The organism is Microbacterium gallinarum (assembly GCF_014837165.1).
Taxonomy (GTDB): Bacteria; Actinomycetota; Actinomycetes; order Actinomycetales; family Microbacteriaceae; genus Microbacterium; species Microbacterium gallinarum.
This window is the reverse complement of sequence record NZ_JACSPM010000003.1, coordinates 268991-292779: the sequence shown is the minus strand read 5'-3', so window position 1 is coordinate 292779 and position 23789 is coordinate 268991. Positions and strand designations below refer to the sequence as shown.

General features: G+C 69.9%; 18 protein-coding genes. 8 read left to right on the top strand and 10 right to left on the bottom strand.

Features of this window, described 5'->3' with window-relative positions; all coding sequences use genetic code 11:
• Positions 1-14 precede the first annotated feature (14 nt).
• The 4 genes from H9622_RS10885 (at position 15) to H9622_RS10870 (ending at position 5236) form a co-directional block, all read left to right on the top strand.
• Positions 15-605 (top strand): DUF3000 domain-containing protein, encoded by a 591-nt coding sequence (locus tag H9622_RS10885; protein ID WP_191766410.1) that lies wholly within the window; start codon positions 15-17, stop codon positions 603-605.
• Positions 598-1797, top strand: a complete 1200-nt coding sequence (locus tag H9622_RS10880; protein ID WP_191766409.1) for a ribonuclease D — start codon at positions 598-600, stop codon at positions 1795-1797. Before H9622_RS10885 ends, H9622_RS10880 begins: the two co-directional genes overlap by 8 nt.
• Positions 1798-1869: 72 nt before the next feature.
• Complete coding sequence (locus H9622_RS10875) at positions 1870-3075, top strand: thiolase family protein (protein WP_191766408.1); 1206 nt, start codon at positions 1870-1872, stop codon at positions 3073-3075.
• Between the two features lie 13 nt (positions 3076-3088).
• Positions 3089-5236, top strand: coding sequence for a 3-hydroxyacyl-CoA dehydrogenase NAD-binding domain-containing protein (locus H9622_RS10870; protein WP_191766407.1), 2148 nt, complete (start codon positions 3089-3091; stop codon positions 5234-5236).
• A gap of 66 nt (positions 5237-5302) precedes the next feature.
• Here H9622_RS10870 and H9622_RS10865 read toward each other — a convergent pair whose 3' ends face one another.
• From H9622_RS10865 to dut, 7 genes are all read right to left on the bottom strand, one after another.
• Positions 5303-5926: a hypothetical protein gene (locus tag H9622_RS10865; RefSeq protein ID WP_191766406.1), complete on the bottom strand. Its 624-nt coding sequence runs from the start codon at positions 5924-5926 to the stop codon at positions 5303-5305.
• Between the two features lie 106 nt (positions 5927-6032).
• Positions 6033-8543, bottom strand: a complete 2511-nt coding sequence (gene pepN, locus H9622_RS10860) for an aminopeptidase N (protein WP_191766405.1) — start codon at positions 8541-8543, stop codon at positions 6033-6035.
• 72 nt (positions 8544-8615) lie between these two features.
• Positions 8616-10574, bottom strand: a complete 1959-nt coding sequence (gene dxs, locus H9622_RS10855) for a 1-deoxy-D-xylulose-5-phosphate synthase (protein ID WP_191766404.1) — start codon at positions 10572-10574, stop codon at positions 8616-8618.
• 97 nt (positions 10575-10671) lie between these two features.
• On the bottom strand, positions 10672-13506 hold the full coding sequence (gene acnA / locus H9622_RS10850; RefSeq protein WP_191766403.1) for an aconitate hydratase AcnA: 2835 nt from the start codon (positions 13504-13506) through the stop codon (positions 10672-10674).
• 137 nt (positions 13507-13643) lie between these two features.
• Positions 13644-14438: a DUF3159 domain-containing protein gene (locus H9622_RS10845; RefSeq protein WP_404802868.1), complete on the bottom strand. Its 795-nt coding sequence runs from the start codon at positions 14436-14438 to the stop codon at positions 13644-13646.
• Positions 14435-15037: a DUF3710 domain-containing protein gene (locus H9622_RS10840; RefSeq protein ID WP_191766402.1), complete on the bottom strand. Its 603-nt coding sequence runs from the start codon at positions 15035-15037 to the stop codon at positions 14435-14437. Before H9622_RS10840 ends, H9622_RS10845 begins: the two co-directional genes overlap by 4 nt.
• Positions 15034-15558, bottom strand: coding sequence for a dUTP diphosphatase (dut, locus tag H9622_RS10835; RefSeq protein ID WP_191766401.1), 525 nt, complete (start codon positions 15556-15558; stop codon positions 15034-15036). The genes H9622_RS10840 and dut overlap by 4 nt, the downstream gene beginning before the upstream one ends.
• 12 nt (positions 15559-15570) lie before the next feature.
• Between dut and H9622_RS10830 the strand changes: the two genes are divergently transcribed.
• Complete coding sequence (locus H9622_RS10830) at positions 15571-16059, top strand: DUF3093 domain-containing protein (RefSeq protein ID WP_191766400.1); 489 nt, start codon at positions 15571-15573, stop codon at positions 16057-16059.
• Here H9622_RS10830 and H9622_RS10825 read toward each other — a convergent pair.
• Positions 16034-16327 (bottom strand): DUF4193 domain-containing protein, encoded by a 294-nt coding sequence (locus H9622_RS10825; protein ID WP_191766399.1) that lies wholly within the window; start codon positions 16325-16327, stop codon positions 16034-16036. The two genes, H9622_RS10830 and H9622_RS10825, sit on opposite strands and share 26 nt — an antisense overlap.
• Positions 16328-16535: 208 nt before the next feature.
• Here H9622_RS10825 and sepH point away from each other — a divergent pair, with 208 nt between their 5' ends.
• Positions 16536-17570: a septation protein SepH gene (gene sepH, locus H9622_RS10820; protein ID WP_191766398.1), complete on the top strand. Its 1035-nt coding sequence runs from the start codon at positions 16536-16538 to the stop codon at positions 17568-17570.
• 65 nt (positions 17571-17635) lie between these two features.
• Here the strand turns inward: sepH and H9622_RS10815 are convergent, their stop codons facing one another.
• On the bottom strand, positions 17636-18751 hold the full coding sequence (locus H9622_RS10815) for an alkaline phosphatase family protein (RefSeq protein ID WP_191766397.1): 1116 nt from the start codon (positions 18749-18751) through the stop codon (positions 17636-17638).
• A gap of 66 nt (positions 18752-18817) precedes the next feature.
• On the opposite strand from H9622_RS10815, the gene H9622_RS10810 reads away from it, so the two are divergent.
• Positions 18818-21277: a DNA gyrase/topoisomerase IV subunit A gene (locus H9622_RS10810; RefSeq protein WP_191766396.1), complete on the top strand. Its 2460-nt coding sequence runs from the start codon at positions 18818-18820 to the stop codon at positions 21275-21277.
• Between the two features lie 48 nt (positions 21278-21325).
• Here the strand turns inward: H9622_RS10810 and H9622_RS10805 are convergent, their stop codons facing one another.
• Positions 21326-23398, bottom strand: coding sequence for a DNA gyrase/topoisomerase IV subunit B (locus H9622_RS10805; protein ID WP_404802867.1), 2073 nt, complete (start codon positions 23396-23398; stop codon positions 21326-21328).
• A gap of 168 nt (positions 23399-23566) precedes the next feature.
• Here H9622_RS10805 and H9622_RS10800 point away from each other — a divergent pair, with 168 nt between their 5' ends.
• Positions 23567-23788 carry a DUF7455 domain-containing protein gene (locus tag H9622_RS10800; RefSeq protein ID WP_191766395.1) on the top strand — a complete coding sequence of 74 codons (222 nt, stop codon included), beginning with the start codon at positions 23567-23569 and terminating at the stop codon, positions 23786-23788.
• Position 23789: the final 1 nt, after the last annotated feature.

The following is a 23789-nucleotide window of genomic DNA, read 5'->3' as shown; positions in this document are numbered from 1 at the left end:
TCTAGTCTGTCCGCGTGGCTGAGCATCGTCCCCCCGCGGCTGCGACGCCGTTCGAGCAGGTGGCCGACCAGGTTCGGGCGATCGACTTCCGCGCCGACATGGCCGTCCGCGAGATCCCCGCGCCGTCGGGACTCGCACCGTTCGCGCTCGCTCTCGCCGGTGATGTGCGCCCCGAGCAGGAGGGCGTCGATTCCGCCTACGGCACGGGCCGCTTCATCCTGCTCCACAATCCCGAGGAGCATCCGCAGTGGAACGGCTCCTGGCGCATCGTCTGCTTCGCGCAGGCGCCCCTCGAGCCCGACATCGGAGTCGATCCGCTTCTCGCCGACGTCGCCTGGTCATGGCTGACCGATGCCCTCCGGTCGCGGCGCGCCGGCTTCCACTCGGCCTCGGGCACCGCGACCAAGACCCTCTCCAAGGGCTTCGGCTCGCTGGAGCACGAGGGCGACGGCGCGCAGATCGAGCTGCGCGCCTCGTGGTCTCCGGAGGGCGCGATCGCTCCGCACGTGGAAGCATGGGCAGAGCTGGTGTGCATGCTCGCGGGTCTTCCGCCGGGCTCGGAAGGGATTGCAATGCTGGGTTCTCGTAAGGCGACGCGTGACTGAGTACCTCGTCATCGATCGACTCGACGACCTGATCGACGCGTCTCGGCGCCTCGGCGAGGGGCATGGACCCGTCGCCGTCGACGTGGAACGCGCGTCCGGTTTCCGCTATTCGCAGCGGGCGTACCTGATCCAGGTCTTCCGTCGTGGGGCCGGCGTATTCCTCTTCGACCCGCCGCCCATCGGCGACTTCAGTTCGCTCCAGGCCGCGATCGGCGACACCGAATGGGTGCTGCACGCCGCGAGCCAGGATCTGCCGTCACTGCGCGAGCTCGGACTCGAGCCCGCGTCGATGTTCGACACCGAGCTCGCCGCCCGGCTCCTCGGGCACGACCGGGTGGGCCTCGGCGCCGTCGTCGAAGACACGCTGGGCATCACGCTGGCGAAGGCGCATTCCGCCTCGGACTGGTCCACCAGGCCGCTCCCCCAGTCCTGGCTCGAATACGCCGCGCTCGACGTCGAGCACCTCGTCGACGTGCGCGACGTCCTCGTGGCCGAGCTCGAGGAGCAGGGCAAGACGTCGTTCGCCGACGAGGAGTTCCGGGCGGTGCTCGACCGCGAGCCCAAGCCTCCGCGCGATGAGCCCTGGCGTCGGCTCAGCGGCCTGCACACCGTTCGAGGTCGCAAGGCGCTCGCGGTGGCTCGCTCGCTCTGGACGGCGCGCGAGGACTACGCCCGCAACGAGGACGTCGCGCCTGGCCGGCTCGTGCCGGACCGCGCGCTCGTCGCCGCGGTCCTCGCGGACCCGAAGTCGAAGCAGGAGCTCGCCGGTGTGAAGGAGTTCACCGGCCGGGCGAGCCGATCGCAGCTCGACCGGTGGTGGGCGGCGATCGAGGAGGGCCGCGCCTCGGACGACCTCCCGCTCGAGCGGGCGACCGGCGGAGACTCGCTCCCCCCGCCCCGCGCCTGGCCCGATCGCAACCCCGAGGCCGACGCCCGGTTGAAGGCCGCACGGCCTGCCGTCGAGCAGCTGGCCGAAACGCTGCGCATGCCGACCGAGAATCTGCTGACCCCCGAGCTGCTGCGCCGTGTCGCGTGGGCTCCGCCCGAGCCGCTGACCGCGGCATCCCTCGGCGAGGCTCTCTCTGCGCTCGGCGCCCGAGACTGGCAGATTGCGCAGACTGCACAGGTAATCGTCGATGCCTTTGTGGATTCCGTGCAAGAGCCGACGAAGGCGACGGAAACGGCTTCGTAGGTTTCCGCCACCCGTTTTTTCTGCCCTCCGCCGCGATCCTAGGCTGGCGGCATCCCTAAATTTGGAGGCAGAGTGGCCGAGATCTCGGACGTCTTCTTCGTCGATGGAATGCGCACCCCCTTCGGGCGCGCCGGCGAGAAAGGCATGTACTGGAACACCCGAGCGGACGACCTCGCCGTGAAGGCGACGATCGGGCTCATGGAGCGCAACCCGAACGTTCCGAAGGAGCGCATCGACGACGTCGCCATCGCCGCGACCAGTCAGACCGGAGACCAGGGGCTCACGCTCGGCCGGAGCGTGGCGATCCTCGCCGGCCTCCCCCAGTCGGTCCCCGGCTTCGCGATCGACCGCATGTGCGCGGGCGCGATGACGAGCGTCACGACGATGGCCGGGTCGATCGGCATGGGCATGTACGACTTCGCCCTCGCGGGAGGCGTCGAGCACATGGGTCACCACCCGATCGGCGCGAACGCCGACCCCAACCCGCGCTTCGTCGCCGAGAAGATGGTCGACCCGGGCGCGCTCAACATGGGCGTCACCGCGGAGCGCATCTTCGACCGCTTCCCGCATCTGACCAAGGAGCGCTCCGACCGGTTCGGCATGCTCAGCCAGCACAAGGTGCAGGCTGCGTATGACGCCGGAAAGATCCAGCCCGACCTCGTGCCCGTCGCGATCAAGGATGCCGACGGCTCGTGGGGCCTGGCGACCGAAGACGAGGGCCGTCGTCCGCAGACGACGATGGAAGACCTCGCGGGTCTCAAGACGCCTTTCCGTCCGCACGGCCGCGTCACCGCCGGCACGTCGTCGCCCCTCACCGACGGCGCGACGATGTCGCTGCTCGCCGGCGGCGGCGCCGTGAAGGAGCTCGGGCTCGCCCCCAAGATGCGACTCGTGTCGTACGCGTTCGCGGGCGTGCAGCCCGAGATCATGGGCATCGGCCCGATCCCCTCCACCGAGAAGGCGCTCAAGAAGGCCGGCCTGACGATCGAGGACATCGGCCTGTTCGAGCTCAACGAGGCGTTCGCCATCCAGGTGATCTCGCTGCTCGACCACTTCGGCATCGCCGACGACGACCCTCGCGTCAACCCGTGGGGCGGCGCGATCGCGTTCGGCCACCCGCTCGCCGCCTCGGGCGTGCGCCTCATGATCCAGCTCGCGGCCCACTTCGCCGAGCGCCCCGACGTCCGCTACGGCCTCACCGCGATGTGCGTCGGCCTCGGACAGGGCGGCTCGGTCATCTGGGAGAACCCGCACTACGACGGCAAGAAGAAGAAGTAGGAGCCCGCCGCCCATGACGAACTACGACGAGATCGACTTCTCGCCGCTGAACGCCCTCGCCGACGGCGAGGTGGTGACGCACTCCCGCGTGCGCGACATCCGCCTCCCTTCCGGCAAGGTGCTCGCGCTCATCACGCTCGACAACGGCCGCGACCACACCCGCCCGAACACCCTCGGACCGACCACGCTGACGCAGCTCGGCGAGACGCTCGACGCGCTCTCCGCCCGTGCCGCCGCCGGCGAGATCCAGGCCGTCGCGGTGACCGGCAAGCAGTACATCCTCGCCGCCGGAGCCGACCTGTCCGATATCTCGCGTGTCGGCTCGAAAGACAACGCCCGCCTGATCGCGCAGCTCGGCCACCACGTGTTCGGCAAGCTCGGCACCCTCGGCGTGCCGTCGTTCGCCTTCGTGAACGGGCTCGCGCTCGGCGGCGGACTCGAGATCGCGCTGAACTCCACCTATCGGACGGTGGATGCCTCGGCAGCCGCGATCGCACTTCCCGAGGTGTTCCTCGGCATCATCCCCGGCTGGGGTGGCGCGTACCTGCTGCCGAACCTCATCGGCATCGAGAACGCTCTCGAGGTCGTGATCTCGAACCCGCTCAAGCAGAATCGCATGCTGAAGCCCCAGCAGGCGTTCGAGTACGGCATCGTCGACGCGATCTTCCCTGCGGCGAACTACCTCGAGGACTCCCTCGCGTGGGCCGACCGCGTGCTCGCCGGCAAGACGAAGGTCGAGCGCAAGAACGAGCCGGGCAAGATCGAGCGGCTCACAAAGTGGCCCATCGCCATCAAGATGGCGCGCGGCATGCTCGAGTCGAAGATCGGCACGATGCCCAAGTCGCCGTACGTCGCACTCGACCTGCTCGACAAGGCGAAGAGCGGCACCAAGGCCGAGGGCTTCGCCCGTGAGGACGAGGCGCTCGCCGAGCTCGTCAGCGGCGACCAGTTCGCGGCGTCCATGTACGCGTTCGACCTCGTGCAGAAGCGAGCGAAGCGTCCGGTCGGCGCCCCCGACAAGGCGCTAGCCAAGAAGGTCACCAAGGTCGGCATCATCGGCGCCGGTCTCATGGCGAGCCAGTTCGCGCTGCTGTTCGTGCGCAAGCTGCAGGTGCCCGTGCTGATCACCGACCTCGACCAGGCGCGCGTCGACAAGGGCATCGCCTACATCCACGAAGAGATCGGCAAGCTCGAGGCCAAGGGTCGTCTCGACGGCGACGCGGCCAACAGGCTGCGCGGACTCGTCACCGGCACGACTGACAAGAGCCTCTACGCGGACTGCGACTTCGTCATCGAGGCCGTCTTCGAAGAGGTCGGCGTCAAGCAGCAGGTGTTCGGCGAGATCGAGCAGATCATCGCCGAGGATGCGATCCTCGCGACCAACACCTCGTCGCTGTCGGTGGAGGAGATCGGCGCCAAGCTCGCCCACCCCGAGCGCCTCGTCGGCTTCCACTTCTTCAACCCGGTCGCTGTCATGCCGCTGATCGAGATCGTGAAGACGCCCCAGACGTCGGATGCCGCGCTCTCGACGGCCTTCGTCGTCGCGAAGAGCCTCGGCAAGAACGCCGTGCTCACGGCGGACGCGCCCGGCTTCGTCGTGAACCGGCTTCTCGCCAAGGTGATGGGCGAGGCAGCTCGCGCCGTCTACGAGGGCACGCCGGTGGCAGACGTCGAGAAGGCGTTCGCGCCGCTCGGCCTGCCGATGGGACCGTTCCAGCTGATCGACCTGGTCGGCTGGAAGGTCGCCGCGCATGTGCAGGACACGATGGTGCGCGCCTTCCCCGAGCGGTTCTACGCGAACGAGAACTTCCACGCGCTCGCGGAGCTTCCCGAGGTCGTCGAGAAGGACAAGGGCGGGCGCGTCACCGGTTGGACCAAGGCCGCCGAGAAGGTGCTCAAGCCCGCCGTGGGCTCGACGCCGGCCAAGGCCGACGAGATCCTCCGCCGAGTGCAGGACGGACTCGCACAGGAGATCAAGATCATGCTCGACGAAGGCGTGGTGCCCGAGGTCGAAGACATCGACCTCTGCCTCATCCTCGGTGCGGGCTGGCCGTTCATCGACGGCGGCGCCTCGCCGTACCTCGACCGCGAGGGGGCGTCGGAGCGCGCCTTCGGCGACACGTTCCACCACCCGGTCATCACGGGCATCGGCTCGAACTGACGCCTTCTCCCTCGAGCGGCCCCCGACTTCGGTCCGGGGCCGCTCGTGCGTCCGGCCCCGGGCGGCTCAGCCGCCCGGTCCGACCGTGTCGATGGGCGCGCCATCGCCGTTCTCCGGCAGGTCGCCCCGCTCCACCGGATCGCCCGGAGCCTTGAGGTCGGAGAACAGCAGTTCGAGCTCGGCATCCGACGGCACGCGCACCCCGTCGGCTGCGGCGCGCAGATCCACCGTCGGGGCGCCGTTCAGGCCCGTCACGCGAATCAACGACCCGTCGCGGACCGCGATGTACTCGTCGACGTCCCCGCCGGACCGGTGCCAGAGAGCACCGTCCTCGACGCACGTGACGGCTGCATCGGGAGCATCCCACAGCGGCATCTCCCCGCAGGACTCCGTCGTGATCTCGCCTCTGTCGGTGCGCATGGTCAGCATGGCGCCTGTGCCGCCGTTGACCCAGGTGGCCGACATCCCGTCGGCCGTCCCCGTCCCCACCGACTGCGGTGCCAGGTCATAGCCGTCCACCTCCGTCGTGTAGACGAGATCCGGCGCGATGCCCACCGCGTCGGCGTGCTCGGCGATCGCGCCGGGGTCCGCCGGACCGGCGCCAGGAGCCGCCGACGCGCACCCGGCGAGGGATCCGGCCAGGAGCAGGACTGCGCTCAGGGCTGTCGGTTTCGGGCGCACTCGAGGCATGAGAGCATCCTGCCCCACCGGAGCGACCGCCCACGGACGACGCGGCGTGGGCACGGATTCGACGGCCCGCGACGTGCACCTACGCGATCCGTCCCGCCGCCGGGCGCTAGGAGGGCTGCGCCGCGCGGACGCGCAGATCGCGCTCCAGGTGATCGCGCTGCTCGATCACGATGCGCCGCAGCGCTGCCGGCGCATCGTCGTTGTGCGCGAGCCAGGCGTCGACGGGGTCGAGCGAGTCGCCCTCGGGGAACAGCCCGCGCACGAGGCGCGCGGCGATCTCGATGCTGCGCGCGGTCCAGACGCCGCGGATCCGCGCGAAGTATTCCTCGTCGAACGCCGCGATGAGGTCGCGCCGGCCACCGGCGCGCACCCCGGCGATGGTTGCGCTGAGGTGGTCGTTGGTGAGCGTCGTGTCCTCCCACGCGGAGTGCCACGCGGCAGCGCGCACGTCTGGGTCAGGCCGGGCCGCGAGCACCGTCAGATGCGCCGTGCGGCCTTTCGCGGTCGGGTCGCGGCGCAGTTCCTCGTCGGCATCGGCGGCCGTCGCGTGGCCCGTCGTCGCCAGCGCCGTGAGCCATGCCCACCGCAGCTCGGGGTCGAGTTCCAGGCCGTCCGGCACTGCCGTCGTGCCGGCGAGCATCCCCCGCAGCTCCTCCGCCCTGCCCTCGTCATACAGCGCCGCCGACCCGAGCGAGCGAGCCCACGCCAGCTGGGCGTCACTGCCCGCGTCGGCCGCCTTCAGCTGCTGCCATGCCATCTCGAGCCATGCTGACCGCTCCTGCGGCCGGCGGGCTGCGGCGACGTAATGGCCGATCGCGGCAGAGGCGTTCGCGAGCACGTCGGCACGCAGCGCGGAGTTCGTCTCAGCCCCGGCATGGCGTCGGACGATGTCGAGGTAGCGCGCGGCGGGAAGCTCACCATCACGCGTGGCGTTCCACAGCGCCGACCACACGAGCCCGCGGGCCAGGGCGTCGTCGATCGTCGAGAGCGCCGCTTCGACGGCATCGAGCGATGCCGCGTCGAGCCGCACCTTGGCGTACGTGAGGTCGCCGTCGTTGGGCAGCACGAGGTCGGCTGGTCCGATGTCCCCGAGGGGGGTGCGCTCGTGCGCGATGTCGGCGTCGACGGTGCGGGTGCGCACCAGCCGTCCGTCTCGCAGCGCGAACAGACCCACGCGCAGCCGGTGCGGGCGCGGGTCGGACTGCGCGAGCACGGCGCTCCCGCCGTCGCGCTCGACCTGGATGATCGACATGCCGGTGGTCTCCAGCCACGCGCGAGACCACGAGTGGAGATCCCGGCCGGAGGCGGCCGCGAGGTGGCGGAGCAGGTCGTCGAGGGTGGTGTTGCCGAACGCGTGTGCGGCGAAGTACTGCCGGGCCCCCTCGAAGAACTCCTCCTCGCCAACGAACGCCACCAGCTGCTTGAGCACCGACGCCCCCTTGGCATACGTGATGCCGTCGAAGTTCAGCTTGGCGGCCTCGAGGTCGGCGATGTCGGCGACGATGGGATGCGTCGTCCGCAGCTGGTCCTGCAGATACGCCCATGCCTTCCGGCGCGCAGCGAAGGTCACCCACGCATCCGGGAACCGGGTGACGGCCGCCGTGGCGTGGGCGCCCATGTAGTCGGCGAACGACTCTTTGAGCCACAGGTCGTCCCACCAGCGCATCGTCACGAGGTCGCCGAACCACATGTGCGCCATCTCGTGGAGGATCGTGTTGGCACGGCCCTCGTGCTGTGCCACCGTCGCCGCGCCGCGGAAGACGTACGCCTCGGTGAAGGTCACCAGGCCGGGGTTCTCCATGGCGCCGATGTTGTACTCGGGCACGAAGATCTGGTCGTACTTGTCCCACGGGTAGGGGTAGCGGAAGGCGTCGGTGAAGAAGTCGAGGCCCTGCCCGGTGATCTCGAGGATCTCGTCGGCATCGAGGTGCTCGGCGAGCGACGCGCGGCAGTAGACGCCCAGCGGCACGACCTGATCGCCTCGCCGCCACTCCCCCTCCACGCGGTGATACGGGCCTGCCGCCACCGAGGTGATGTAGGTCGAGATCGGCGGCGTCTCGGCGAACACCGCACGCTGCACGGCACCATCGGTCGTGCGCTCCGCGACCGCCTGGTTCGAGAGCACCGTCCAGCCCGCCGGCGCCGTGACGACGAACGTGTAGCGGGCCTTCATGTCGGGCTGCTCGAAGCAGGCCATCACCCGGCGCGCGTCGGCGGGTTCGTCGTGCGTGTAGAGGTACGTCTGGCCGTCGACCGGATCGACGAAGCGGTGCATGCCCTCGCCGGACCGGCTGTACGCCGCCCGCGCGACGACGCGCACGGTGTGCCGCCCGCGCAGTCCGGTGATCCGGACGCGGGCGCCGTCCCATTCCACCGGACGGGCGACGCCGTCCACCTCGACAGCCTCGACGGCCTCGCCGATGAAGTCGATCCACGTCTCGATGTCAGCGCCGGCGGCTGCGGCATCCGTCTCGATCTCCAGCGTGCTGACCGTCGCGAACCCGGTCTCATCCACGTCAGGTGCTGTCGTCACGTCGAGCTCGACGCGCGCGGAGAGGACGGAGACGGCGGCGGACCGGGTCGCGGTCTCCGCCCTGCTGAGGTTGGCGCTGGTCATCCGTCCATGCTTTCACGCCGGATGCCGGGCGCCCCGCCGACGACGAAGTCGACGCGCCGCCCAGCGCAACGGTCAGCGCCGCTGCTGGTCGCGCGCGAGCGTGGGGATCGTCGGGATCTCGGTGGTCTGGGCGCCGCGGGCGACGGGGATACGGGTGCCCAGCACCTGCGCCACGACGTCGTGCGCGATCTTCGCCGGCGTGAGGCCGGCGTCGTCGAGGATCTGCTCGCGGCTGGCGTGGTCGATGAACTCGTCGGGCACGCCGAGCTCGTCGACGGCGGTGTCGACGCCCGCCTCGCGGAGCACCTGGCGCACACGCGTGCCGATGCCGCCGACACGGATGCCGTCCTCGATCGTGATGACGAGACGGTGGGATGCCGCGAGCGTGACGATCGACGGCTGGACGGGCACGACCCACCGCGGGTCGACCACCGTCGCGCCGATCCCCTGGTCGCGCAGGCGTCCCGCGACGTCGACGGCGATGTGCGCCATGGGGCCGATGCCCACGATGAGCACATCCTCCGCCTCGGAGCGGACCAGCACGTCGACCCCGTCATCGAGGCGTTCGACGGCGGGCAGCTCGGGGCTGACACCGCCCTTCGGGAACCGGATGACCGTGGGCGCGTCGTGCACAGCCACGGCCTCCTGCAGCTCTTCGCGCAGGCGCTCGGCGTCACGCGGCACCGCGATGCGGATGTGCGGCACCAGCTGCAGCATGGCGAGGTCCCAGATGCCGTGATGGCTCGGACCGTCGGGGCCGGTGACGCCGGCGCGGTCGAGCACGAACGTGACGCCCGCGCGGTGGAGCGCGACATCCATCAGCACCTGGTCGAACGCGCGGTTCATGAACGTCGCGTAGATCGCCACCACGGGGTGAAGACCGCCGAACGCGAGCCCGGCAGCCGAGGCCACCGCGTGCTGCTCGGCGATGCCCACGTCGTACACGCGATCGGGGAACCGCTGCGCGAACGGCAGCAGGCCGGTCGGGCGCAGCATGGCGGCCGTCATCGCGATGATGTCGTCGCGCCGCTCCCCGACCGAGACCAGTTCCTCGGCGAACACGTCGGTCCACGCCGGCGCGCCGCCCGAGCTTCCGACCGTCTTGCCGGTCAGCGGATCGATCTTGCCCACGGCATGGAACGCGTCGGCCTGGTCGTCGAGGGCGGGCTGGTAGCCGCGGCCCTTCTCGGTGATCGCGTGCACGATGACGGGCGCGCCGTACGACTTCGCGAGCTCCAGCGTCTCGATGAGCGTGGGCAGGTCGTGACCGTCGACCGGGCCGAGGTACTTGATGTCGAGGTTCGAGTACAGCGCCGCGTTGTTCGTGAAGCGCGAGAGGAAGCCGTGCGTGCCGCCGCGCACGCCGCGATACACCGCGCGGGCGGCGGGGCCGAGCTTGCGGAAGAGGGTGTCAGAGCCGCGGTGCAGGTTGCGGTACGTCTCGGCAGTGCGCACGCGGTTGAGGTAGCGGGCCATTCCGCCGATGGTCGGTGCGTACGACCGTCCGTTGTCGTTGACGACGATCACCAGGTTGCGGTCGTTGTCGTCGGAGATGTTGTTGAGCGCCTCCCACGTCATGCCGCCGGTGAGCGACCCGTCGCCGACGACGGCGACCACGTGGCGGTCCTTGCGCCCGGTGCGCGTCAGGGCGCGCGAGACGCCGTCGGCCCAGCTGAGCGAACTGGATGCGTGCGACGACTCGACGACGTCGTGCGGGCTCTCGGACCTTTGCGGATAGCCGGCGAGGCCGCCGCGCGAGCGCAGGTTCGAGAAGTCCTGTCGACCGGTGAGCAGCTTGTGCACGTACGACTGGTGGCCCGTGTCGAAGATGAACGGGTCGGAGGGCGAGTCGAAGACCTTGTGCAGGGCGATCGTGAGTTCGACGACACCGAGGTTGGGGCCCAGGTGACCACCCGTGCGGGCGACGTTCTCGATGAGGAACGCGCGGACCTCCTCCGCGAGCTGCTCGAGCTCGGTGGTGCTCAGCGCGTCGAGATCGCGGGGTCCGCCAATGGACGACAGCAGCGACATCCCGGCTCCTTTCCGGCCCCGGAAGGGCTCTGCAAGTCTACCTGCGACAAGACGGGGGACCGGATGCCGCGGCATGCGGTCCCCCGTGAATCAGCTGTCAGACCAGCGAACGCAGCACGTACTGCAGGATGCCGCCGTTGCGGTAGTAGTCGGCTTCGCCGGGCGTGTCGATCCGCACGACCGCGTCGAACTCGACCGTCTGCTTGCCCGCGGGCGAGAACTCGCTCGGCTCGGCGGTGACCCGCACGGTCTTGGGCGTGACGCCCTCGTTCAGCTGCTCGAGCCCCGAGATCGAGACGATCTCGGTGCCGTCGAGACCCAGCGACTTCCAGCTCTCGCCGGCCGGGAACTGCAGCGGGACGACGCCCATGCCGATGAGGTTCGAGCGGTGGATGCGCTCGAAGCTCTCGGTGATGACCGCCTTGACGCCCAGCAGGCTGGTGCCCTTGGCCGCCCAGTCGCGCGACGAGCCCGAGCCGTACTCCTTGCCGCCGAACACCACCAGCGGGGTGCCCTGCGCCTGGTAGTTCATGCACGCGTCGTAGATGAACGACTGCGGGCCGCCCTCCTGCGTGAAGTCGCGCGTGTAGCCGCCCTCGACGATCTGGCCGTCGTTCACCGCGGCGACGAGCTCGTTCTTCAGGCGGATGTTGGCGAACGTGCCGCGGATCATGACCTCGTGGTTGCCACGGCGCGAGCCGAAGGAGTTGAAGTCCTTCTGCGCCACACCGTGCTCGGTCAGGTACTGCGCGGCCGGGGTGCCGGCCTTGATGTTGCCCGCCGGCGAGATGTGGTCGGTCGTGACGGAGTCGCCGAGGGCGGCCATCACGCGGGCACCGGTGATGTCGGCGACCGGGGTCAGCTCCATCGTCATCCCGTCGAAGTACGGCGCCTTCCGGACGTACGTGGAGTCCTGATCCCACTCGAACTGCGCGGCGTCGGGGGTGGGCAGGCTCTTCCAGCGCTCGTCGCCGTCGAAGACGGTGGCGTACTGCTTGATGAACTGCTCGCGGGAGATGGACGAGTCGATCGTGGCCTGCACCTCTTCGGGCGTCGGCCAGATGTCCTTCAGGAAGACGTCGTTGCCGTCGGTGTCCTTGCCGAGCGGGTCGGACTCGAAGTCGAAGTGCATCGAACCGGCCAGGGCGTACGCGACGACCAGCGGCGGCGAGGCGAGGTAGTTCATCTTCACGTCGGGGCTGATGCGTCCCTCGAAGTTGCGGTTGCCCGAGAGGACCGCGGTGACCGCGAGGTCGTTCTCGTTGATCGCGGCGGAGACCTCCTCGATGAGGGGACCGGAGTTGCCGATGCAGATCGTGCAGCCGTAGCCGACGGTGAAGAACCCGAGACCCTCCAGGGCCTTGTCGAGCCCCGACTTCTCGTAGTAGTCGGTGACGACCTTCGAACCCGGGCCGAGCGTCGTCTTCACCCACGGCTTGCTCTTGAGGCCCTTGTCGAGCGCCTTCTTGGCGAGCAGTCCGGCCGCGAGCATCACCGACGGGTTGGACGTGTTCGTGCACGACGTGATCGCGGCGAGGGTGACGGCCCCGTTGTCGAGGATGTACGACGTGCCGTCGGGCGTGGTGACCGTGACGGGCTTGGATGCCGCGGCCGGACCGCCGCTGGAGATGTGGACGACGCGCGTCTCCTCGTGCTCGTCCCCCGGGACCGCACCGGGGTCGGAGGCGGGGAACGAGTGCTTCGACTCGAGGTCGACGATGTCGTTCGACTCCGTCGGGTCGGCGTAGTTGAGGATGTCGACCTCGAACTGCGACTTCGCCTCGGAGAGCAGGATGCGGTCCTGCGGGCGCTTCGGGCCGGCGATCGAGGGCACGACCGTGCCGAGATCGAGTTCCATGTACTCGCTGAAGACGAGTTCGCGGGCCGGGTCGTGCCAGAGCGACTGCTCCTTGGCGTAGGCCTCGACGAGCGCGACCGCAGCCTCGTCGCGACCCGTCAGGCGGAGGTAGTCGATCGTGACGTCGTCGATGGGGAACATCGCGGCCGTGGAGCCGAACTCGGGGCTCATGTTGCCGATCGTGGCGCGGTTGGCGAGCGGCACCGAGGCGACTCCTTCGCCGTAGAACTCGACGAACTTGCCGACGACGCCGTGCTTGCGGAGCATGTCGGTGATCGTGAGCACGACGTCGGTCGCCGTGACGCCGGCGGGGATCTCGCCGGTGAGCTTGAAGCCGACCACCCGCGGGATGAGCATCGAGACGGGCTGGCCGAGCATCGCGGCCTCGGCCTCGATGCCGCCGACGCCCCAGCCGAGCACACCGAGGCCGTTGACCATCGTGGTGTGGGAGTCGGTGCCGACGCACGTGTCGGGGTACGCGCGCAGCACGCCGTCGACGTTGCGGTCGTAGATGACCTTGGCGAGGTGCTCGATGTTCACCTGGTGCACGATGCCGGTGCCGGGCGGGACGACCTTGAAGTCGTCGAACGCCGTCTGGCCCCAGCGGAGGAACTGGTAGCGCTCGCCGTTGCGCTCGTACTCGATCTCGACGTTGCGCTCGAGGGCGTCCTCGCGACCGAAGAGGTCGGCGATGACGGAGTGGTCGATGACCATCTCGGCGGGCGAGAGCGGGTTGATCTTGTTGGGGTCGCCGCCCAGCGCGGTGACCGCCTCGCGCATCGTGGCGAGGTCGACGATGCACGGCACGCCGGTGAAGTCCTGCATCACGACACGGGCGGGCGTGAACTGGATCTCGGTGTCGGGCTCAGCCGCGGCATCCCACGAGCCGAGCGCCTCGATCTGCGCCTTCGTCACGTTCGCACCGTCTTCGGTGCGGAGGAGGTTCTCGAGCAGCACCTTTAGACTGAACGGGAGCTTCTCGTAGCCCGCGACCTTGTCGATGCGGAAGATCTCGTAGTCGGTGCTGCCGACCGTCAGGGTGCTCTTGGCACCGAAGCTGTCAACCGTGGACACGTCTGTCTCCTTCGTCGGCGGCGGGAGCGGGGCCGGAGCCCGGCACTCCCCATCTTCCCCCGCACCGGAGCCCTCGGCTAGTGAGGATGACCTAATCCGCGGCGGGGTCAATTTATCTTGATATCAAGATAAATGTATCACTCCGCAGCGGTGACCTCGTTCGACTCGCCACGCGGATACAGTGCGCGGACGGCGAGCCAGGTGACCGCGACGAGCGGCGCGAACAGAGGGAGCCCCATCACGAGCTTGAGCGTCCCGAGCGCGGTGACGTTGTCGGCGAAGTACAGCGGGAGCTGCACCAGCAGGCGCGCGGCGAAGAGCGACGCCCACGCGATCGCGAGCCAGAAGTACACGCGGCGCTTGCGCTTGTCGGCGCGCCAGGCGGTGCCCTCCCCCATCAGGAATCCGGCGGCCAGGCCGATCAGCGACCATCCGATGAGCGCCGAGATCAGGAAGGCGCTTCCGTAGAGCGCGTTCGTGATGAAGCCGGGGATGAAGTTGTTGGATGCCTCGCCCGTGAACGCCGCGAAGGCCGCAGCGACACCGGCCGCGATCAATCCGCCGATCGCGGCCGTCACGGGCTGGCGGGCGATGAGCCGCGCCGCGGTGAAGACCGCCGCGATGCCGACCGACAGCCCGAGCGAGAGCCACAGGTCGCCCTCGCCCGTGTCGGGGTCGATGGTGAGCGTGTAGACGACGATGAACACGAGGCCGGGCAGGACGGACTCGAGGACGCCCCGCCACCCGCCCATCGCGGCCCAGACGACGTGACCGGTCGACGCGCCTTCGGCCGGGTCGAGCCCTGCACGGCGTGCGGCACCGCCGAGCGCGGCGCCGAGAAGGTCGGAAGCGGATGCCTCGGCCGCCGGCGGCGGGGTCAGATCGGCGCTGCGCTGCTCGTCGCCGGGCGAGGGCTCGGGTCGGTCGGTCACGCCGCGCCCGGGGTGGCCGGCATGCGCAGCGGGATGAGGTCGCGGGGCGGCATCGGGGACCCGCCGCGCACGACGACGATCGAGCGGAAGAGGTCTTCGACGGCGTTTGCGGCCTCGACGTCGGACGTCGCCGCTCCGCCGATCACGCCACGGAGGAACCAGCGGGGTCCGTCCACGCCGACGAACCGGGCGAGCCGCTTGCCCGACGTGCCGTCGGGCCCCGCCGCCACGGGGACCTCGGCGAGGAGCTCGGGGCCGAGGGGGCCTTCGCGCTCCTCGACGCGCCCGCCCTGCTGGCGAATCTGCTGGCGGATCTGCTCGCGGGTCTCAGCCCACAGTCCGACGGTCCGCGGAGCGGCGAACGGCTGCACCTGCAGGGTCGAACCGGCGTAGTCGAGCCCGACCGCGACGATGCGCTTGGTCTGCTCCTCGACCTCGAGACGCAGGTTGAGGCCCTCCCGCGGGAGGATCTTGATCCCGCCGAGGTCGATGTACGGGCGGACCGGGTTCGCCTCGGACTCGTCGAACGGGCCGGCGACGGCGCGGTCCTCGGGCGCGTCCTTGCGCGGGGAGTCGGCTGCGGGAGTGGGGTCGGTCATGCGAGGACTCCGTCCTTCTTGTCAAGATCGCGGGGAGCTTCCCGCGTGGACTCGCCCAGGCTCGTCGGCGGCACAGCAGCGCTCCCGCCTGAGAAGCCCGTGGAGCCGAAGCCGCCTTCGCCTCGGGCGCTCTCGGGCAGAGCCTCGACGGGGACGAACCGGGCGCGGGGCACCGGCATCACGATGAGCTGGGCGATGCGGTCGCCGACCGCGATGTCGTGGGCGTGCTCGGCATCGGTGTTCAAGAGGATGACCTTGATCTCACCGCGATAGCCGGCGTCGACCGTCCCGGGGGCGTTCACGACGGTGATGCCGTGCTTGGCGGCGAGCCCGCTGCGCGGCACGACGAACGCGACGTATCCCTCCGGGAGGGCGATGCGCACCCCGGTGCCCACCATCGCCCGCTGACCCGGCTCGAGGCGAGTCGCCTCGGCGGCCATGAGGTCGGCGCCGGCGTCACCCGGGTGCGCGTACACCGGGACGTCGGAGGCGATAATGGGGACGTCCACCGTTTCAGTCACCCAATGAGGGTAATGCAGAAGACAGCGCACGACGTCGGAGCCCGCGACTATCGCGAACGGCTCGGTCCGTCCCTCTGGGTCATGGTGAGCGCCGCGGTCGCAGGACCGATGGTCGCCCTCGTCTTCGCCCCCATCGACACCACGCTCGCGCTCGTGATCGGGGCGGTCGTCGGGGTCGCCGTGGTCGCCCTGCTCGTGGCGGGCTCGCCGGTCGTCGCCGTCGAGGGCGGAGAGCTCCGCGCCGGGCGCGCACACATCCCCGTCGACCTGCTGGGCGATCCGGCAGTGCACGTCGGAGAGGATGCGCGCCAGCAGCGCGGTGCGGGTCTCGACCCGCGCTCGTGGCACGTCATCCGCGGTGGGATCGACGGACTCGTAGTGATGCCGGTGTCAGATCCTCAGGATCCGACACCGGCATGGGTGATCTCGTCGCGGACGCCCGATCGGCTCGCCGCCGCCGTGCGCCGCGCTCAGGTCAAGCCGAGCACTCCCGGCACATAGGCCCGTCCGAGGTCTCGTGGTCGAGCTGCGAGCGGTGCTTCACGAGGAAGCAGTTCGAGCACGTGAACTCGTCTTCCTGCGGCGGCAGCACGACGACGTCGAGCTCGAGGTCGGACAGATCAGCCCCGGGGAGCTCGAAGCCCGACGGGTTGTCGGCATCCTCGACGTCGACCGCTCCCGAGAGCTTGTCGGGAACGCGCTCCTTGAGAGCCTCGATCGACTCGCTGTCGTCCTCGGTCTTGCGGGGGGCGTCGTAATCGGTGGCCATTCGTAAACGTCTCAACTTCCGAAGTCTTGCGGGTGCGCCCGTTCAGGCGGCGATAGTTTGCATGACCGTCTCCGTTTTCGCAAATGCGTTGCAGAGATTGTTCGACCATGCGTCCCCCTGAAACTCGCGCCACGCGCGGGATATTCCCGGCGTTGCACATCGCCTGTGTCAGCATGGCCGGGACACGCAGGATCGGAGGGGCGTTCGCATGGAACAGCTCAAGGTCATCGGCACCGAGGACGACACACTCGTCCTGGCTACCGAGTCCGGGGAGAGGTTCGCTCTCGCCGTCGACGACGTGCTGCGCATCGAACTGCGCAAGGCGCGACGCGACCGCGACGACGACACGCAGGCCGCGCGGCCGAGTCCGCGCGAGATCCAATCGCACATCCGCGCCGGACTCTCAGCCGAGGAGGTCGCGAGCCTTCTCGGCGCGCGCGTGGAGGACGTCCGCCGGTTCGAAGGCCCGGTCCTCGCGGAGCGCGAGCACATCGTGGGCCAGGCGCTCGCCGTCGCCGTGCTGCTCGGCGGCGACTTCGAAGGCGACCGCAACCCGACGTTCGGCGCCGCCGTCCGCGCCAAGCTGCACGAGGCGGGCGCCTCGGGCGAGCGGTGGACGAGCTGGAAAGAGCCCACCGGGTGGATCATCAAGCTCGAGTTCACGGCCAACGAAGTCGACCACGACGCACGCTGGGGCTTCGACCCCCGCCGCAGCACTCTGTCTCCGCTCAACGCCGACGCCATCCAGCTGTCGCGACAGGGTTCGCTGCCCGAGGGTCTCATCCCCCGACTGCGCGCGCTCGAGACGACGCCGGCCAAAGACGACACCCGCTTCGACAGCGGCGCCTTCGGGCCGCGCAAGCTGCCCGACGCCGACTTCGAGTCGCCCGATCTTCCCGCTCCGGCCGCGCAGGCCGTGCAGCAGGCGGCGATCAAGCGCGCCGACGAGCCGGCCGTGACCTCGGCCGAGACGGCCGACCTCCTCGAGGCGCTCCGGCGCCGCCGTGGCCAGCGCGAACCGCTGCCCGGTGCCGATGAGGCCGTCACGTCGCGATCGCAGTCGCCGGTCGCGCTGTTCGACGCGCTCGAGCCCGGCTACGACGAGACCCCGGGTGACGACGAACCCGAGGCCTCCGACTTCGACGTGGCGCCGTCCGCGGTAGCGGAGGCGGGTCGTCGCAAGGGCCGCACATCGATGCCGTCGTGGGACGAGATCGTCTTCGGCGCCCGCAGCGACGACTGAGCCGGCGCCGATCGAGTGCGGCGCCGCACGAAGCGCGGCGCCGTCTATCGAGATCCGCGTCGCCGTCAGGCGAACGCGCCCAGCCGCAGCAGCGGGACGACCCGCTCCTCGGTCGTGAACGAGCCGTGCTGGCCGATCATCTTCTGCGGTGCCTTGTCTGCCAGGCGGTCGTCGTAATAGACGACGCCCGATCGCGCCGCGACGACGACGTCGCCGAGACGCTCCCGCACCTCGGGGCTCACCGGTCCCAGCACGCCCGACGCGATCAGCTCGTCGCGTGAGAGTACCCACGACCGCGCCTCCTCCGCCGAGCGCCACGCCTGGACCACGTCCTCCGCGCGGCCGGGCTCTGCGTAGAGGTGCAGCATGCGCGGCTCGCCGCCGATCAGCCGCACGCCGTCGAGCAGAGGATCGCCGTCGCGAAGGAGGATCTGCCGGTGCCGTGGGATGTCGACCATGCCGTGGTCGGCCGTCACCACCGCGCCGGTGCCCGGGGCCAGTGCGTCGGCGAATGCGCGGGCCGCGGCATCCACTCTCTCCAGCATCACGGTCCACTCGTCGGACTGCCACCCGCGACGATGCCCGACGCCGTCGAGCTCGGGTGCGTAAAGATAGGCGAGGGACCCCGGATGCTGCGTCGCGAGCTGCGCCGCCGTGAGAACACGCTCGGTGAGGTCGTCGACGCCGATGAACTCCGCGCCCGCCTGCGTCGCGGCCGTGAAGCCCGTGTCGCGGTACTCGCTCTTGGTGACGACGAAGAACGGCCGGGCCAGTGACGTCGCGAGCGGCGTCGCGCGCTGGAACTCGAGCGGCAGGCCGTCGGTGTCCCATCCGCGCAACTGGTTGACGACGTCGTCTGTGCCCGGGATTCGCGCGCGGTAGCCGACGATGCCGTGCTCCCCCGGCAGCGTGCCGGTGAGCAGGCTGGTCAGGGCGGACGCCGTCGTCGAGGGGAAGACGGTGCGCGCCACATCCTTCTTCGATCCCGCCTGCGACAGGAAGCGCGCGTGTCCGGCGCGCGCCGACAGGTTGTGCGATCCGAGCCCGTCCAACACGCACACCACGGCGCTCTCGGCCGGCGGGAACCAGTCCGAGGCTCCATCGAGCGCTGCCGACATCTGCGGCACGACACCGGTGAGGCTCCGGGCTCGCGGCGGGTCCGCGGGTAGGCTGATCGACATCGGGGTCAGTCTCGCACACCCGCAGACGACCCTCGCCGCACCGCCGTCACCCGAGGCCACATCGTCATGCCTGCATCCCCCACCGATTCCGCTCCCGTCGACCACGGCCGCATCGAGGACGTCGACGTCTCGACTGAGATGCAGGGGTCCTTCCTCGAGTACGCGTACTCCGTCATCTACTCGCGCGCGCTGCCCGACGCGCGCGACGGACTCAAGCCCGTGCAGCGCCGCATCCTGTACCAGATGGCCGACATGGGCCTGCGGCCTGACCGCGGGCACGTCAAGAGCGCCCGCGTCGTGGGCGAGGTCATGGGAAAGCTGCACCCGCACGGCGACGCCCCGATCTACGACGCCCTGGTGCGCCTCGCACAGCCCTTCTCGCTGCGCGTTCCCCTGGTCGACGGGCACGGCAACTTCGGCTCGCTCGATGACGGCCCCGCCGCACCGCGCTACACCGAGGCGCGCCTAGCGGCACCGGCGATGGCGCTGACCGAGAACCTCGACGAGGACGTCGTCGACTTCATCCCCAACTACGACGGTCAGTTCCAGCAGCCCGAGGTGCTGCCCGCCGCGTACCCGAACCTGCTCGTCAACGGCGCGACCGGCATCGCCGTCGGCATGGCGACGAACATGGCACCCCATAACCTCATCGAGGTCGTGGGGGCGGCGATCCACCTGCTCGACAACCCCGAGGCGACCGTCGAAGAGCTCATGGAGTTCGTGCCCGGGCCCGACCTGCCTTCGGGCGGCATCATCGTGGGCCTCGACGGCATCAAGGACGCCTACACGAAGGGCCGCGGCAGCTTCCGCACGCGCGCCAAGGTCTCGATCGAGTCGCTCGGCCCGCGCCGGACCGGCATCGTCGTGACCGAGCTGCCGTACCTCGTCGGCCCAGAGCGGATCATCGAGAAGATCAAGGACGCCGTCACCGCGAAGAAGCTCCAGGGCATCGCGGACGTGACCGACCTCACCGACCGCCACAACGGTCTGCGGCTCGTCATCGGCATCAAGACGGGCTTCGACCCGAACGCGGTGCTCGAGCACCTGTACCGGCTCACGCCGCTCGAGGACTCGTTCAGCATCAACAACGTCGCCCTCGTCGAGGGTCAGCCGCAGACGCTCGGACTGCGCGAGCTGCTGCGCGTCTACCTGGACCACCGCCTGAGCGTCGTGACGCGCCGCAGCCGCTACCGGCTGGCGCGGCGCAAGGAGCGACTGCACCTCGTCGAGGGCCTGCTCATCGCGATCCTGGACATCGACGAGGTCATCCAGGTCATCCGCACGTCGGACGACGGCGAACAGGCGCGAACGCGCCTCATGGACGTCTTCGACCTGTCCGACCCGCAGGCCGAGTACATCCTCGAGCTGCGCCTTCGCCGGCTCACGCGCTTCTCCCGCATCGAGCTCGAGGCCGAGCGCGACAAGCTGAAGTCCGAGATCGCCGAGCTGGAGGAGCTCCTCGGAAGCGAGATCCTGCTGCGCGCGCAGGTGGCGCGGGAGCTGGATGCCGCGGCCGAGACGTACGGCACCCCGCGGCGCACCCTCCTCCTCAACGGCGGACCGGCGGCGCCGCGATCGCGTGCGGCGGCCGCAGCCGCCGATCTGCAGATCGCGGATGCGCCGTGCCGCGTGTTCCTGTCGGCGACCGGACGCATGGTGCGCGCCGAGCTCGCCGCCGACGCGCCGAACGGCGGCATCGTCCCGCCGTCGCGCCGCGCCAAGCACGACGCCATCCGTTCGTGGGTCGATGCGACCACGCGGGGCGACGTCGGTGCGGTCACGAGCGCCGGGCGGCTCATCCGGTTCTCCCCCGTCGACCTGCCCTCCGTCCCCGGCAACTCCGTGCAGCTCGCCGCGGGAACGCGCGCCGACCAGTACCTCGGCCTGTCGTCGGGCGAGCACGTCGTGGCGATCGTCCCCCTCGAAGACGGCCCGCCGATCGCCCTCGGCACGCGCCACGGTGTCGTCAAGCGCGTCGCGGCCGCCGAGCTCGGCAGCAAGCACGACATCGAGATCATCTCGCTGCGCGACGGCGACCGCGTGGTCGGGGCCGCGCCGGCGACCGACGGCGCCGAGCTCGTTTTCGTCGCCGACGACGCCCAGCTGCTGCGGTTCGACGCCTCCTCGGTGCGTCCGCAGGGTCGCGCGGCCGGCGGCATGGCGGGTGTCCGGCTGAGCGACGGCGCCGAGGTCATCTCGTTCAGCGTCGTGGGTGCGTCGACGTTCGACGCCGTGGTGGTCACCGTCGCAGGCTCCCGCGCCGCCCTCGCCGGAACCGACCCGGGCAGCGCGAAGGTCTCGGCGTTCACCGAGTTCCCCGCGAAGGGACGCGCGACCGGCGGTGTGCGCGCTCAGCGGCTGCTCAAGGGCGAAGACGTGCTCACGCTCGCGTGGGTCGGCTCCGAGCCCCGCGCGGTGGGCCCGGACGGTGCGACCCGCACGCTGCCCGACGCGGGTGCGAAGCGGGATGCCTCGGGCACGCCGCTCGACGCTGTCATCGGCGCGGTCGGCACCGGCGTCCGCTGATCCCGGTGATCTCCGCCAGGGCCTCGTGTCGCATCGACCCGAGGCGGGTCACGCGTCGATGCGCTCGCGGGCGAGACGGTCGCTGGAGTCGATGATGAACTCCTTGCGGGGCGCCACGTCGTTGCCCATGAGGAGTTCGAAGACGGATGCCGCAGCCTCGGCGTCCTGCATGCGAACGCGCCGCAGCGTGCGCCCGGCGCGGTCCATCGTCGTCGTGGCGAGCTGGTCGGCGTCCATCTCGCCAAGGCCCTTGTAGCGCTGCACCGGCTCCTGCCAGCGCTTGCCCGCCTTGGTGAGCTTGGTCAGCAGCGCGTGGAGCTCCTGCTCGGTGTAGGTGTAGATCGTGTCGTTCGGCTTCGTGCCGGGATTCATCACGACTACACGGTGGAGCGGCGGCACGGCGGCGTACACGCGCCCGTCGTCGATCAGCGGCCGCATGTAGCGGAAGAAGAGGGTGAGCAGCAGCGTGCGGATGTGCGCCCCGTCGACGTCGGCGTCGCTCATCAGGATGATCTTCCCGTAGCGCGCGGCGTCGAGGTCGAACGAGCGCCCCGAGCCGGCGCCGATCACCTGGATGATCGCCGCGCATTCGGCGTTCGACAGCATGTCGCTGATCGACGCCTTCTGCACGTTGAGGATCTTGCCGCGGATCGGGAGCAGAGCCTGGTATTCGCTGTTGCGCGCGAGCTTGGCCGTGCCGAGCGCCGAGTCGCCCTCGACGATGAACAGCTCGGAGGCCGCCACCTCGTTCGTGCGGCAGTCGGCGAGCTTGGCCGGCAGCGACGACGACTCGAGTGCGTTCTTGCGGCGCTGCGTCTCTTTGTGCGCGCGCGCCGAGATGCGCGCCTTCATCTCTGCGACGACCTTGTCGAGCAGCAGCGACGTCTGCGCTTTGTCGTCGCGCTTGGACGACGCGAAGCGCGCCGTGAGCTCTTTGGCGACGACGTTCGCCACGATCTGGCGGACGGCCGGAGTGCCGAGCACCTCCTTGGTCTGGCCCTCGAACTGCGGCTCGGGGATGCGCACCGTGAGCACGGCCGCGAGTCCGGCGAGGATGTCATCCTTCTCGAGCTTGTCGTTCGAGCCGAACTTCAGGCGTCGCGCGTTCTGCTCGACCTGCGTGCGCAGCACCTTCATGAGCCCCTGTTCGAAGCCCTGCTGGTGCGTTCCGCCCTTGGGCGTGGAGATGATGTTGACGAACGAGCGGGTCGTGGTCTCGTAGCCGGTCCCCCAGCGCACCGCGATGTCGACCTCGCACTCGCGCTGGAGCTCGGTGGGGACCATGGCCCCCGACGGCTGGAGCACCGGTACGGTCTCGGTGAAGGAGCCGCTGCCGGTGAGGCGCCACGTGTCGGTGATGGGAGCGTCGGGCGCGAGGAAGTCCGCGAACTCCGAGATGCCGCCGTCGAACCGGAAGCTGGTCTCGACTGCCTCTTCGCCCCGCTCGTCGCGGATCACGATCTCGAGACCCGGCACCAGGAACGCCGTCTGGCGTGCCCGCTGCTCGAGTTCGGTGAGGGCGAAAGCCGCATCCTTCGTGAAGATCTGCTTGTCGGCCCAGTAGCGGATGCGGGTGCCGGTGACGCCCTTCGCGGCGCGCCCGACGACGCGCAACTCGGAGCTCTTCTCGAAGGGCGTGAAGGCCGACGTCGGCGATCCGTTCGCGAAGATCCCGGGCTCACCCCGGTGGAACGACATGGCCCACGTCTTGCCGCCGCGGTCGACCTCGACGTCGAGACGCTCGGACAGCGCGTTGACCACGGATGCGCCGACGCCGTGGAGGCCGCCGGATGCGGCGTACGAGCCGCCGCCGAACTTGCCGCCCGCGTGGAGCTTGGTGAACACGACCTCGACGCCCGAGAGCCCGGTGCGGGGCTCGATGTCGACCGGGATGCCGCGGGCGCGGTCGCGCACCTCGACGCTGCCGTCAGCGTGCAGGATGATCTCGATGCGCGAGCCGTGGCCGGCCAGCGCCTCGTCGACCGAGTTGTCGATGATCTCCCACAGGCAGTGCATGAGCCCGCGGGAGTCGGTCGAGCCGATGTACATGCCGGGGCGCTTGCGGACCGCTTCGAGTCCTTCGAGGACCTGCAGATGGTGGGCGGAGTACTCGGCGGTCACAATCTCCAAGGGTATCCGGGGCCGTGGACGCCGGTCGCCCGACACGCTTCGCGGTGCCGCGCCGTACGCGGTGAGCGAAATGTGACCCGTTCGCGGCATTCTCGAAACAAAGGCGTGGTTGTATTTCATGACCCGCACCGGAGTTCTATCACTACGAGGAGGCCCGAGATGACAACTTCGACACCCACCGAGCTGGGCTCCGTCCTCGAGTACCGCCTCACTGCGGCGGATCGTTGCGACTCCTGTGGCGCTCAGGCCTACATCGCGGCCGAGGTCAACGGCAGCGAACTGCTCTTCTGCGCCCACCACGGCCGCAAGTACGAAGAGAAGCTCCGCGCCGTCGCCACCTCGTGGCACGACGAGACGGCCCGGCTGGCCGAGGCCAACTGAC

Excerpts from the sequence above, each read along its gene's own strand:
- H9622_RS10870 (WP_191766407.1), top strand. The coding sequence starts at position 3,089 with ATGACGAACTACGACGAGATCGACTTCTCGCCGCTGAACGCCCTCGCC.
- H9622_RS10865 (WP_191766406.1), bottom strand. The coding sequence starts at position 5,926 with ATGCCTCGAGTGCGCCCGAAACCGACAGCCCTGAGCGCAGTCCTGCTC.
- H9622_RS10825 (WP_191766399.1), bottom strand. The coding sequence starts at position 16,327 with ATGGCCACCGATTACGACGCCCCCCGCAAGACCGAGGACGACAGCGAG.
- pepN (WP_191766405.1), bottom strand. The coding sequence starts at position 8,543 with ATGACCAGCGCCAACCTCAGCAGGGCGGAGACCGCGACCCGGTCCGCC.
- dxs (WP_191766404.1), bottom strand. The coding sequence starts at position 10,574 with ATGTCGCTGCTGTCGTCCATTGGCGGACCCCGCGATCTCGACGCGCTG.
- H9622_RS10830 (WP_191766400.1), top strand. The coding sequence starts at position 15,571 with ATGCAGAAGACAGCGCACGACGTCGGAGCCCGCGACTATCGCGAACGG.
- sepH (WP_191766398.1), top strand. The coding sequence starts at position 16,536 with ATGGAACAGCTCAAGGTCATCGGCACCGAGGACGACACACTCGTCCTG.
- H9622_RS10800 (WP_191766395.1), top strand. The coding sequence starts at position 23,567 with ATGACAACTTCGACACCCACCGAGCTGGGCTCCGTCCTCGAGTACCGC.
- H9622_RS10840 (WP_191766402.1), bottom strand. The coding sequence starts at position 15,037 with ATGACCGACCCCACTCCCGCAGCCGACTCCCCGCGCAAGGACGCGCCC.
- H9622_RS10810 (WP_191766396.1), top strand. The coding sequence starts at position 18,818 with ATGCCTGCATCCCCCACCGATTCCGCTCCCGTCGACCACGGCCGCATC.
- H9622_RS10815 (WP_191766397.1), bottom strand. The coding sequence starts at position 18,751 with ATGTCGATCAGCCTACCCGCGGACCCGCCGCGAGCCCGGAGCCTCACC.